This is a genomic window from Caballeronia sp. LZ043 (assembly GCF_031451075.1).
Taxonomy (GTDB): Bacteria; Pseudomonadota; Gammaproteobacteria; order Burkholderiales; family Burkholderiaceae; genus Caballeronia.
Window position 1 is genome coordinate 2807576 of the sequence record NZ_JARUXT010000001.1, and the last position, 12463, is coordinate 2820038.

Here is a 12463-nt window from a genome sequence, read left to right on the forward strand (position 1 = left end):
CTCGAAGCGGCGCGCCGTTGCCGGTGCGCCGCCCCGTCATCTCGAAATTAAGACGCATGAACGCGCGGTGACGCGCGACACACGGCTTAGTCGTTCAGCAACTTCCACTTTCCGTCGACGATCTGCACCATCACGCGCGCGCGATCGTCGAAACCGTTGTGATCGGTCGGAGTCGTGTTCATGATGCCGTGCGCGACCGGCAGGTCCTTCAGGTTTTCCAGCGCGGCGCGCAGCGCCTCGCGGAATTCCGGCGTGCCCGGCTGGCCTTTCTTGAGCGCCTCGGGAATGGCCCGCTGAAGCATCTGGCCGGCATCCCATGCATGGCCGCCGAAGGTCGACAGCGACCCCGCGCCATAGGCCTTCTCATACGCGTCCTTGTACGCCGCCGAAGACTTCTTCACCGGATTGCTCGCCGGCAGCTGCTCGGTCACCAGCACCGGGCCCGCGGGCAGGATCTCGCCTTCGCAATCCTTGCCGCACACGCGCAGGAAGTCGTTGTTGGCCACGCCGTGCGTCTGATAAACCTTGCCCTTGTAGCCGCGCTCCTTCAGCGCCTTGGCCGGCAGCGCCGAAGGCGTGCCCGCGCCCGCGATCAGCACCGCGTCCGGATTCGCGCCCATCGTCTTCAATACTTGTCCGGTCACCGACGTGTCCGTGCGGTTATACCGTTCGTTCGTGACGATCTTCAGCTTGTGCGCCGCTGCGGCCGTGTTGAAGACGTTGTACCAGCCGTCGCCGTAGGCATCCGCGAAGCCGATGAAGCCCACCGTCTTCACGCCGTGCTTCTCCATGTAGCTCGCGATCGCATCGGCCATCAAGGCATCGTTCTGCGGCGTCTTGAAGACCCATGCCTTCTTCGCATCCATCGGCGCGATGATCGCGGCCGATGCGGCCATCGAGATCATCGGCGTCTTGCCGGACGCGGCGGGGTCGATCATCGCGAGCGAGTTCGGCGTCACGGTCGAGCCGACGATCGCATCCACATGATCCTCGTCGATCAGCTTGCGCGTGTTCTGCACCGCGCGGCTCGTGTCCGAGCCGTCGTCGAGCACGATCCACTCGACCGACTTGCCGGCGATTTCCTTCGGCAACAGCGCGACGGTATTTTTCTCGGGAATCCCAAGCGATGCCGCCGGGCCCGTCGCCGAGAGCGTCACGCCGATCTTCACCTGGGCATATGCCGCACCCGTGCCGAGCAGCGCGCCGCCCGCAAGTGCGAGCGCCATGCTCGTCCTGATCCATGCCTTCTTCGTTTTCATTGCTGTCTCCAAACGCGACGTGCTCGTTTTGCCAACACGCACCCCAGCGGTGCGCTGCTGCGAGTTGTTATCGATGCCGCCTCTTGTGGGCCAATCGAGCCAGGCCATGCAAAGGGCCGCCCCAATCTATTTACCGCCATATTGCATGCCAAGGGTGGTTTTCCCTGACCGTTGCGCGACGTGTTGCCCTGACTGCACGTGAGCATTCCGCGAGGCTTTGCGCCCTCTTCTTTCCGTCGCTTCCCGCCAACTGCACCACACAGAAAAAAGGCGCGTTCTGCTTCGACGCGCCTTGGTTTCCGAATCAGTTCACATACGATTCCGTCAGTTGCCCGAGAGCTTCCACTTGCCGCCGACGATCTCGACCATCACGCGGGCGCGCTGGTCGAGTCCGGAGTGATCGTTCGCGCTCATGTTGAAGATCCCGTGCGAGGCCGGCAGATTCTTCGTCTCTTCGATAGCGGCGCGCAGCGCTTCACGGAACGCCGGCGTGCCCGGCTGACCCTTCTTCAGCGCAAGCGGAATGGCGCGCTGGAGAATGAGGCCCGCGTCCCACGCGTGACCGCCGAAGGTCGACACCGAACCCGCGCCATACGCGCCTTCATAGGCCTTCTTGTAGGTCAGCGCGGCCTGCTTTACCGGGTTGCTGTCAGGCAATTGCTCCGCGACCAGCAGCGGACCCGCCGGCAGGAAGGTGCCTTCGCAATCCTTGCCGCACACGCGCAGGAAGTCATTGTTCGCGACGCCGTGCGTCTGATAGAGCTTGCCCTTGTAGCCCCGCTCCTTGAGCGTCTTCTGCGGCAGCGCGGCCGGCGTGCCCGCGCCCGCGATCAGCACCGCATCCGGGTTCTGCGACATCATCTTGAGCACCTGGCCCGTGACCGATGCATCGTTGCGCGCGAAGCGCTCGTTCGCGACGACCTTGATCTTCGCGAGGTCGGCGGCCTTCGAGAATTCCTTGAACCAGCTTTCGCCATAGGCGTCGCTGAAGCCGATGAACGCCACCGTCTTAACGCCATGATTCGACATGTGCTGCGCGATGGCGGTGGCCATCAGGATGTCATTCTGCGGTGTCTTGAAGACCCACGCGCGCTTGGCATCCATCGGTTCGACGATGCTCGCGGCGGCGGCCATCGAGATCATCGGCGTTTGCGTTTCGGAAGCGATGTCGATCATCGCGAGCGAGTTGGGCACCACGGTGGAGCCGACCAGTGCATCGACATGATCTTCGCTCGTCAGCTTGCGCGCGTTCTTCACGGCCTGGGTGGAGTCCGTGGCGTCATCCAGCACGATGTACTGGATCTTCTGACCAGCGACTTCCTTCGGCAGCAAGGCAATGGTGTTCTTTTCCGGAATGCCGAGCGACGCGGCCGGACCGGTCGCCGAGACCGTCACGCCGACTTTCACGTCCGCCCAAACCTGAGTGCTGAATACCGCCGAAAACCCGACAACGGCCATTGCGACCGCGCTGATGCGTGAAGCCAACTTCATTGATGTGCGCCCCGTAATTCGTGTTTCTTCGTGATGATCTGCTCGCGAAAATGCCCCTGAATTGCGCTCGCCGCGAATTCCCGACCAGTGGGTCGGGAAATGCAGTTTAGCGAGGCATGCGCTGCGCAGCAAGCGTTTTGAAGGCTCTCCCGTGTGGCTTTTCGCATTGTTTTTCAAGGCCTTGCGCAATCATCTCGCGCAAGCTGGGAAGCCTCAGGGAAAACCCCGTTTAAAATCGCCCGCCGAATTTAATCACATAATCAGTGGGCAATAAAAAAAGCGCTGTTGGACTCATCCAACAGCGCTTTTCGGTCGGGCACTTCGTGCCTCATGTCTCCTCGTTCTCCACCTCAAAAATCTGGGTGCAACAGAACTAGACCGAATGTTAAAGAACGCAACAGTGCACGACAACCTAGCATTTACCCTAGTGGTGCATGAAAGCACCCGGAAGGGGCGTACTTCTTGCAATAAAACACGCCTCAGTGCGTGGCTCCGCGGATTTCAGCCTTGCAGCGGACGGACCCGCGCGACGATCTCCCCGACAATGCCGCGCCGGAACGCCAGCACGCAGGCAATGAAGATCACGCCGGTCACGATGGTCACGGATTCCCCGAGCGAGTTGAACCACGTCATGCCGGTCAGCCGCGCGAGACCTCCGCCGATGTCGCCGAGCCGGTCCTCCAGCGCGACGATGATCGCGGCGCCGAGCAGTGGTCCGAACATCGTGCTCATGCCGCCGACGAGCGTCATCAGCACCACCAGGCCGGACATGGTCCAGTAGGCGTCGCCGAGCGTCTCGAAGCCAAGCACGAGCGTCTTGGTGGCGCCCGCCAGTCCCGCGAGTCCCGCCGACAGCACGAAGGCCAGCAGCTTGTAGCGCGACGTATCGTAGCCGAGCGACACCGCGCGCGGCTCGTTCTCCTTGATCGCGATCAGTACCTCGCCAAACGGCGAATGCACGATGCGCACGATCAGCGCGAATGCGAGCAGCATCACGACCAGCACGACGTAGTAAAGCGTGATGTCGCTGCCGAGATCGATCATGTTGAACAGCTTGCCGCGCGGCACGCCCTGCAAGCCGTCTTCGCCGTGCGTGAACGGCGCCTGCAGGAACACGAAGTACACCATCTGCGCGAGCGCGAGCGTGACCATCGCGAAGTAGATGCCCTGGCGGCGGATCGCCAGCAGCCCCGCAACGAGCCCGAGCAGCGTCGCCGCCGCCGTACCCGCGATCACGCCGAGTTCCGGCGTCAAACCGATGGTCTGGATCGAATAGCCGGCGACGTAACCGGCGGTCGCGAGAAACATCGCGTGGCCGAACGAGAGCAAGCCGGTATAGCCAATCAGCAGGTTGAAGGCTGCGGCGAACAGCGCGAAACACAGCACCTTCATCATGAACAGCGGATACACGCCGACGAACGGCGCCACGATCAGGCCGATCAGCAACAGGCCGTAGAGCGCTTTTCTCTGCATCATTTTTCCTTGCCGAAGAGTCCTGCCGGGCGAATCATCAACACGATCGCCATGATGACGAAGACGACCGTCGCGGACGCTTCCGGATAGAACACGCGCGTGAAACCTTCGATCACGCCGAGCAGGAGACCCGTGAGGATTGAGCCCATGATCGAACCCATGCCGCCGATCACGACGACCGCGAACACGGTGATGATCATCGACTGCCCCATCAGCGGCGACACCTGGATCACGGGCGCGGCCAGCACGCCGGCGAAGGCCGCGAGCGCCACGCCGAAGCCGTAGGTCAGCGTGATCATCAGCGGCACGTTGACGCCGAACGCCTCGACCAGCTTCGGGTTTTCCGTGCCCGCGCGCAGATACGCGCCCAGGCGCGTCTTCTCGATCACGAACCACGTCGCGAAGCACACCGCCAGCGACGCCACCACGACCCACGCACGATAGTTCGGCAGGAACATGAAGCCGAGATTGGTCGCGCCGGACAGCAGCGAGGGCACGTCGTAAGGCTGGCCCGACGAGCCATAGATGGAGCGGAACACGCCCTCGACCACAAGCGTCAGGCCGAAGGTCAGCAACAGCCCGTAGAGATGGTCGAGCTTGTAGAGCCAGCGCAGCATCGAGCGCTCGATGACCATGCCGAACAGCCCGACGATGACCGGCGCAAGCACGAGCATCGCCCAGTAGGGAATGTTGAAGTACGCGTAGCCCATCCACGCGAGCATCGCGCCCAGCATGAACAGCGCGCCGTGCGCGAAGTTGATGACGTTGAGCAAGCCGAAGATCACCGCGAGACCCAGGCTCAGGATCGCGTAGAACGAGCCGTTCACCAGCCCCAGCAACAGCTGGCTCAGCATTGCGGCGAGTGGAATGCCGAAAATTTCCATTGAACCTGCCGTCAGAAACGTGTTGACGCGGTTGCAGCGGCGGAAGTCCTCACCGGACGCCCGCCGCGCGAACGCGCTGAATCACTGCCGAATGCTTACTTCCAGAGCTTGCAGCGCGATTCCGCCTTCGTGCCGAATGCCTGGTCGCCCGGAATCGTGGCGGTGATCTTGTAGTAATCCCACGGTTCCTTCGACTCCGACGGCTTCTTCACTTCCATCAGGTACATGTCGTGGATCATCGCGCCGTCTTCGCGAACGTAGCCCTTCGCGTAGAAGTCGTCGATCTTCATCTTCTTCAGCTGTTCCATGACCTTGTCGCTGTCGGTCGTGCCCGCCGCCTGCACGGCCTTCAGATAGGTCGTGGTCGCCGAATAGTCCGCCGCCTGCAGGCTGCCCGGCATCTTCTTCATCTTGTCGAAATAGCGCTTGGCCCAGGCGCGCGTCTTGTCGTCCTTGTTCCAGTACCAGCTGTCCGTCGCCACGAGGCCCTGCGTGGTTTCCAGGCCCAGCGAGTGGATGTCGGACAGGAAGATCAGCAGCGCGGCGATCTTCATCGACTTGGTGACGCCGAATTCCTTCGCCGCCTTGATGGAATTGACCGTGTCGCCGCCCGCGTTGGCGAGGCCGAGCACCTGCGCCTTCGAACCCTGCGCCTGCAACAGGAACGACGAGAAGTCCGACGCCGACAGCGGATGGCGCACTTCGCCCAGCACCTGGCCGCCGCTCGCCTTCACGACGTCCGCGGTGTTCTTCTCGAGCGCCTTGCCGAACGCATAGTCCGCCGTCAGGAAGTACCACGTCTTGCCGCCCTGCTTGGTCACCGCGGAACCGGTGCCTTTGGCGAGCGCCATCGTGTCGTAGGCGTAGTGAACCGTGTAGGGCGAGCATTGCTCGTTGGTCAGGTTGTCCGCGCCCGCGCCGATGTTGATGTACGGAATCTTCTTCTCGGCCGTGACCTGCGCGCTGGAGAGCGCCGTGGCCGAGTTCGTGCCGCCGATGATCGCATTCACCCCGTCGCGGTCGATCCACTCACGCACGCGCGATGCGGCGATATCCGCCTTGTTCTGATGGTCCGCATACACCAGTTCGATCGGCTTGCCGTTCACCTTGCCGCCGAAATCCGCGATGGCCATGCGGATCGCTTCGAGGCCGCCTTGTCCGTCGATGTCCGCATAGAGGCCCGACATGTCGGTGACGAAGCCGATCTTCACGGTGTTGCCGTCGGCGGCGTATGCGCTGCTGCTCATCACCGCCACACTCGCCGCCGCAGCCGCAAAGCACAACGTAGAGAGGCGCGCGAGGGTCTTCTTTTTCATTCCAGTCTCCATGAGTTTTTGATTTGATGCGGTGTTACTGGTGATGCCCTTTCCATTCCGGTGCGGCACGCCGGCGCCCGATTACACGCCGAGCAGTTCGTGCAGCACCGGCATCTTCGCCTCGAGTTCCCCCGCGCCGAAATGCTCGACGATATTGCCGTGCTCCATCACGTAGAAGCGGTCCGCGAGCGGCGCCGCGAAACGAAAATTCTGTTCGACCATGACGATGGTGTAGCCGCGCGACTTGAGCATCAGGATCATGCGCGCGAGTGTCTGCACGATGACCGGCGCGAGGCCTTCCGAGATTTCATCGAGCAGCAGCAGGTTCGCGCCGGTGCGCAGGATGCGCGCGACGGCCAGCATCTGCTGCTCGCCGCCCGACAGACGCGTGCCCTGGCTGGCGCGGCGTTCCTTCAGGTTGGGGAACATCGAATAGAGTTCGTCGAGCGACATCGCATCTTTCGGGTCGCCGATCAGCGGCGGCAACAGCAGGTTTTCTTCGCAGGACAAACTCGAGAATATGCCGCGCTCCTCCGGACAATAGCCGACCCCGTAATGCGCGATCTTGTGTGTAGGCAGGCCGATGGTCTCGTGTCCGCTCACGCGGATCGAACCCGTGCGCCGCCCGGTCAAACCCATGATGGCCCGGAACGTGGTGGTGCGGCCCGCGCCGTTGCGTCCGAGCAGCGTGACCACTTCGCCGCGGTTCACCTTGAGGTCCACGCCGTGCAGGATATGCGACTCGCCATACCACGCCTGAAGGCCCGAGATTTCCAGCGCCGGCACGTTGCTGGCCCCGCCGTTCGCGTTGAGCGAGCGGCGTTCTTCCACGATCGTACTCATGCATGCGCTCCGGTGAGCGCCGCATCGGCGCTGCCCATGTAGGCTTCCATCACGAGCGGATTCTTCGACACTTCCGCGTAGCTGCCTTCGGCGAGCACTTCGCCTTGCTTGAGCACGGTGATGGTGTCGGAGATGCCTGCGATCACGTTCATGTTGTGCTCGACCATCAGGATGGTGCGGCCCGCCGACACCTTCTTGATCAGCGCCGTCACGCGGTCGACATCTTCGTGGCCCATGCCTTGCGTCGGTTCGTCGAGCAGCATGAGCTCCGGCTCCATCGACAGCGTGGTCGCGATCTCCAGCGCGCGCTTGCGGCCATAGGACAGCTCGACGGTTTTCGTGTCGGCGAAATCGGTGAGGCCGACTTGTGTCAGCAGATCCATGGCGCGGTCATTGAGCTGGTCGAGCGAGCGTTCGCTGCGCCAGAAATGAAACGACGTGCCCAGCTGCCGCTGCAAGCCGATGCGCACGTTCTGCAGCACCGAGAGATGCGGGAACACCGCGGAGATCTGGAACGAGCGGATGACGCCGCGCCGTGCAATATGCGCGGGACGTTCGCGCGTGATGTCGACGCCGTTGAAAACGATCTGGCCCGCAGTGGGATCGAGAAATTTGGTGAGGAGATTGAAGCAGGTGGTCTTGCCTGCGCCGTTCGGTCCGATCAGCGCGTGGATCGAACCCCGGCGCACGCGCAGGTTCACGTCATTCACGGCCGTGAAGCCTTTGAACTCCTTGGTGAGCCCTCGCGTTTCCAGAATGGTGTCGCCGAGAATCATGTCCCCTTCCATGCGAAGTGAAGCGCTAGACAGCGGGTGGGTCTGCGCCTTGTTTTTTTGATCCGCGCGCACCGGGCGGTGTCTCCATTCCGGTACTGCTTCGCTTCGTACAGCGCTGTTGCGTCCGCACAAAGTGCGCACGAGTGTCCTCGAGCATCACTTGATCCGGGGCCATTGTCGCGCCAATGATGCAGCGCAATCATTGGGATTTGCACTAACTAACGAATGGCTTGGAAGGCGCGCTGCATGCACGCTTCGAGGGCATGCGAAGCGGTATTTCTGCAACGCATGCAGGCGCATCGGATGCATCGCGTGCGATGTCATCCGTGCGCCATGCCTCTGTCATCTCAACATGTGAAGTGCGCTCGTTCGCACCGTCATGCGAAGGCAGTCGCGATCGCTTCTTCCGTGGCAAGACCGCGGCGGTCCTCGCGGATCATCTCGCTCGCGCGCTCGGCGATCATCAGCGTCGGCGAGTTCGTGTTGCCCGAGGTGATGGTGGGCATCACCGAGGCATCGACCACACGAAGGCCACGCACGCCGATCACGCGCAGGCGGCTGTCCACGACCGCGGCGGGATCGTTGTCGGTGCCCATGCGGCAGGTGCCGACCGGATGGAAGATCGTGGTCCCGACCTGCCCCGCCGCTTCGACCAGTTCTTCCTGGGTCTGGAACTGGATGCCCGGAAGAATCTCCTGCGGCGCATATTGCGCGAGCGCGGGCGCGGCGGCGATGCGCCGCGTGAGTCGCAAGGCATTGGCGGCGACTTCGCGGTCGCGGTCCGTCGACAGATAATTCGGCGCGATCAGCGGCGCCGCATGCGCATCCGGCGACTCGATATGCACGCTGCCGCGCGAGGTCGGCCGCAGATTGCATACTGAGGCGGTGAAGGCGTTGAACGCATGCAGCGGCTCGCCGAAGCGTTCGAGCGACAAAGGTTGAACGTGATACTCGAGGTCGGGCCGCTTGATGGACACGTCGTCGGGATTGGACTTGGCGAACGCGCCAAGCTGCGAGGGCGCCATCGACATCGGGCCGCTGCGCATGAACGCATACTGCATGCCGATGAACAGCTTGCCCCACCAGTGCGCGGACAAGGTGTTGAGCGTACGCACACCGGTCACCTTGTAGGCCATGCGCAATTGCAGATGATCCTGCAGGTTTTCACCGACGCCGCGCAGATCCTTCACCACGTCGATGCCGAGCCGCTGCAGACGCGCGCCATTGCCGATGCCCGACAGTTCGAGAATCTGCGGCGAGTTCACCGCGCCCGCGCTCAGCACGACTTCGCAGCGCGCACGCGCAAGGTAATCGACATCGCCGCCGCGATACTCGACGCCGACACAACGCGCCCCTTCGAACACGAGCCGTTGCGTATGCGCGCCGGTGATCGTCGTCAGATTGGGACGCTTCATGGCTTCGCGCAGGAAGGCCTTGGCCGCATTCCAGCGGATGCCGCCACGCTGGTTCACATCGAAATAGCCAACGCCCGTGTTGTCGCCGCGATTGAAATCTTCCGCAGCGGGAATGCCGGTCTGCTGCGCGGCCTGCGAGAAGGTTTCGAGGATCTTCCACTTGAGACGCTGCTTCTCGACGCGCCACTCGCCGCCCGCGCCATGCCACTGATTCGCGCCGCCATGATGATCCTCGCTGCGCTTGAAAATCGGCAGAACAGAGTCCCATGACCAGTTCGGATCGCCGCTGATGTGCGCCCAGTCGTCATAGTCCTCGCGCTGGCCGCGCATGTAGATCATGCCGTTGATCGACGAACAGCCGCCGAGCACCCGGCCGCGCGGATACGACAGCGCACGCCCGTTGAGCCCGGGCTCGGCCTGGGTCTTGTAGAGCCAGTCCGTGCGCGGATTGCCGATGCAATACAGATAGCCGACCGGAATGTGGATCCAGTGATAGTCGTCCTTGCCGCCGGCTTCGAGCAGCAGCACCTTGACGTCCGGATCTTCGGTGAGGCGATTCGCCAGCACGCATCCGGCCGTGCCCGCACCCACGATGATGTAGTCGAATTCGCCTTCGAGCCTGCGCGCGTCCTGTTTCATTGCCGTCTCCGATATCGTCTTTCGTTGTCGTTGTTTTGTTGCGCGATGCGTACGACACCGAGCGTACTGCCGGTCACGTCTCCGAATCCAATCAGATATGTTCAACTGCGATATAAGAAGCGTTAATATCAGCGGATGGACTACACCCTGCTGCGCGCCTTTCTCACCGTCGCTCGCGAAGGCAACCTGACGCGCGCGGCGGCGCAACTGCATGTCACGCAGCCAGCCGTCAGCCTGCAGATCAAGAACCTTCAGGAGATGCTCGGCGTCGTGCTGTTCTCGCGCACGTCGCACGGCCTGCTGCTGACGCGCGATGGCGAAGCGTTGCTGCCCCATGCCGAACGCGCGCTCGCCGCCGCCGCCGACGTCCGCCGCGCCGCTGCCGCCTTGCGTCACGAAGTGAGCGGCACCTTGCGTATCGGTTCGATCCTGGATCCCGAGTTCCTGCGCCTGGGCGGCTTCCTGCGCCAGCTGGTGGAGACGTATCCGCGCATCGAGACCTCGCTGCGGCATGGCATGTCGGGCTGGGTGCTGGAACGCGTGCGGACGCGCGATCTCGATGTCGGCTATTACATCGGCGATCCGGCCAGCGACGGCACACGCGACAGCGACCGTTTCCACGTCGTGCGGCTCACGCCTTTCGTGTATCGCGTGCTGGCGCCGGCAGGCTGGCACAACCGCGTGAACAAGGGCAAGCGCAGCTGGGCCGCGCTCGCGAAGCTGCCGTGGATCTGGACGCCGGCCGAATCCGCGCACAACCGGCTCTTGTCGCGCCTGTTCCGCGAAGCGGGCGCAATGCCGACGGTGGTCGCCGAAGTGGATCAGGAGCCGTCGATGCTCGATCTCGTCAAGTCGGGCATCGGGCTTTCGCTGGTGCGCGATTCGATCGCGCTCGGCGAGGCGCATGCGCACGCGCTGACGATCGTCGAAGGCGTGTCGGTGCCGACGCAGCTGTCGTTCATCGTGCTCGCCGAGCGGTGCGACGAGCCGGCCATCGCGGCGGCGCTGCGGCTGATCGACGCGCAATGGGCCGTGTGACGACCCGTCCGGCGGCCATGCCCGAAAAATGCGCCGGGTTTCAAGCGGGCTTCATCGAAACTTTGCTAGTCTGAGTCCTCGCTTAAACCCAACCTTTTGTGTTCGAGGAGTCTTCATGGCACGCAACATCGAAATCAAGGCGCGCGCGCATCAGTTCGAGCAATTGCGCGAGCGCGCGGCCGCGCTCGCCACCGACGCGCCGCTTGTGTTTCGCCAGCAGGACTTCTTCTACGACGTGCCCACCGGCCGTCTCAAGCTGCGCCAGTTCGACGACGGCACGCCCTCGGAACTGATCTTCTATCAACGCGACGACCGCGACGGCCCGAAGGTGTCGTATTACTCGCGCAGCCCGGTCACGAATCCCGAAGCCATGCACGCGCTGCTGGCCCAGGCGCTGACGACGCGCGGCATTGTTTCAAAGGAGCGCCACGTGTATCTCGTCGGGCGCACGCGAATTCATCTGGACCGCGTGGATGGCCTCGGTGATTTCATCGAGCTGGAAGTGGTTCTGGGCCAGGACGACGATGAAGCCGGCGGCGAACAGGAAGCGCACGCGATGTTCGCGCAACTCGGCGTAGGCGAAACGGATCTGGTGCCGCTCGCGTATGTGGATCTGCTGAACCCGGCTCAGGTTGCGGCTTAAGAGGCGTCGGCGGCCAGATGAGCGAGCGGTAACGGACCATTGCGCTTGAAGGTCGTCAGCACGATGTTCGAGCGCACGCTGTCCACGCCCGGCACCCGCATCAGCTTCTTCATCACGAAACCTGACAGCGCGTTCAGGTCCGGCGCGACGATGCGCAGCAGGTAATCCGCGTCGCCCACCGTGGCATGGCATTCGAGCACTTCGGGCAGCAGGTCGATCTGCTGCTGGAACTGCTCGATGACCGAATCGCCATGATGCTTGAGCTTCAGGCTCGTGAAGGCCGTCACGCCGAGTCCCAGCTTTTCGGGCCGCAGCATGACCCGATAACCCTCGATCACCCCCACCGCCTCCAGCCTCTGCAAACGCCGTCCGATCTGCGACGGCGAAAGCGGCACCTGTTCGCCCAGTTGTTGATGCGTGGCCCGTCCGAAGCGTTGCAGGACGTCCAGCAGGGCGAGGTCGAAATGGTCGAGATCGAGCATGAGGTGAATGTGCGCGTAAGCGGGAGCGGATGCGACTTTATCGCATTAACGCGGCCTGGCTCTCTTAACCCTTGCGGCAGAGGGCCGTTCCGTGCGCAGGAATCCGACCCTTACAGTAAAAACAAGGTAACGTGCATGTTACGAACGATGACAGCGCCGAAAGGCAGAAAAACACGGCAAAGCGCGTGATTTTTTGGCGGCTGG

The 12463-nt window shown here is 62.9% G+C and carries 11 protein-coding genes; 2 read left to right on the top strand and 9 right to left on the bottom strand.

What is annotated here, in order from left to right; genetic code table 11:
* Nucleotides 1-86: 86 nt before the first annotated feature.
* The 8 genes from QCE64_RS12855 to QCE64_RS12890 form a co-directional block, all read right to left on the bottom strand.
* Nucleotides 87-1259, bottom strand: coding sequence for an ABC transporter substrate-binding protein (locus QCE64_RS12855; RefSeq protein ID WP_309810925.1), 1173 nt, complete (start codon nt 1257-1259; stop codon nt 87-89).
* 324 nt (nt 1260-1583) lie between these two features.
* Nucleotides 1584-2750 carry an ABC transporter substrate-binding protein gene (locus tag QCE64_RS12860; protein WP_404987336.1) on the bottom strand — a complete coding sequence of 389 codons (1167 nt, stop codon included), beginning with the start codon at nt 2748-2750 and terminating at the stop codon, nt 1584-1586.
* A 501-nt stretch (nt 2751-3251) separates the two neighbouring features.
* The gene (locus QCE64_RS12865; protein WP_309811755.1) at nt 3252-4223 is read right to left on the bottom strand and encodes a branched-chain amino acid ABC transporter permease; all 972 of its coding nucleotides are present in this window, start codon (nt 4221-4223) and stop codon (nt 3252-3254) included.
* Nucleotides 4223-5107 (bottom strand): branched-chain amino acid ABC transporter permease, encoded by an 885-nt coding sequence (locus QCE64_RS12870; RefSeq protein ID WP_309810934.1) that lies wholly within the window; start codon nt 5105-5107, stop codon nt 4223-4225. The genes QCE64_RS12865 and QCE64_RS12870 overlap by 1 nt, the downstream gene beginning before the upstream one ends.
* Nucleotides 5108-5202: 95 nt before the next feature.
* Complete coding sequence (locus tag QCE64_RS12875) at nt 5203-6423, bottom strand: ABC transporter substrate-binding protein (RefSeq protein WP_309919259.1); 1221 nt, start codon at nt 6421-6423, stop codon at nt 5203-5205.
* A gap of 81 nt (nt 6424-6504) precedes the next feature.
* On the bottom strand, nt 6505-7266 hold the full coding sequence (locus QCE64_RS12880; protein WP_309898389.1) for an ABC transporter ATP-binding protein: 762 nt from the start codon (nt 7264-7266) through the stop codon (nt 6505-6507).
* The gene (locus QCE64_RS12885) at nt 7263-8042 is read right to left on the bottom strand and encodes an ABC transporter ATP-binding protein (protein ID WP_309810943.1); all 780 of its coding nucleotides are present in this window, start codon (nt 8040-8042) and stop codon (nt 7263-7265) included. Before QCE64_RS12885 ends, QCE64_RS12880 begins: the two co-directional genes overlap by 4 nt.
* Nucleotides 8043-8419: 377 nt before the next feature.
* Complete coding sequence (locus QCE64_RS12890) at nt 8420-10096, bottom strand: GMC family oxidoreductase N-terminal domain-containing protein (RefSeq protein ID WP_310004023.1); 1677 nt, start codon at nt 10094-10096, stop codon at nt 8420-8422.
* Nucleotides 10097-10231: 135 nt separating this feature from the next.
* On the opposite strand from QCE64_RS12890, the gene QCE64_RS12895 reads away from it, so the two are divergent.
* Both QCE64_RS12895 and QCE64_RS12900 read left to right on the top strand, forming a co-directional pair.
* Nucleotides 10232-11134 carry a LysR family transcriptional regulator gene (locus QCE64_RS12895; RefSeq protein ID WP_309919264.1) on the top strand — a complete coding sequence of 301 codons (903 nt, stop codon included), beginning with the start codon at nt 10232-10234 and terminating at the stop codon, nt 11132-11134.
* Nucleotides 11135-11249: 115 nt separating this feature from the next.
* The gene (locus QCE64_RS12900; RefSeq protein WP_309931354.1) at nt 11250-11777 is read left to right on the top strand and encodes a class IV adenylate cyclase; all 528 of its coding nucleotides are present in this window, start codon (nt 11250-11252) and stop codon (nt 11775-11777) included.
* Here the strand turns inward: QCE64_RS12900 and QCE64_RS12905 are convergent.
* Complete coding sequence (locus QCE64_RS12905; protein WP_309810952.1) at nt 11774-12259, bottom strand: Lrp/AsnC family transcriptional regulator; 486 nt, start codon at nt 12257-12259, stop codon at nt 11774-11776. The genes QCE64_RS12900 and QCE64_RS12905 overlap by 4 nt on opposite strands.
* Nucleotides 12260-12463: the final 204 nt, after the last annotated feature.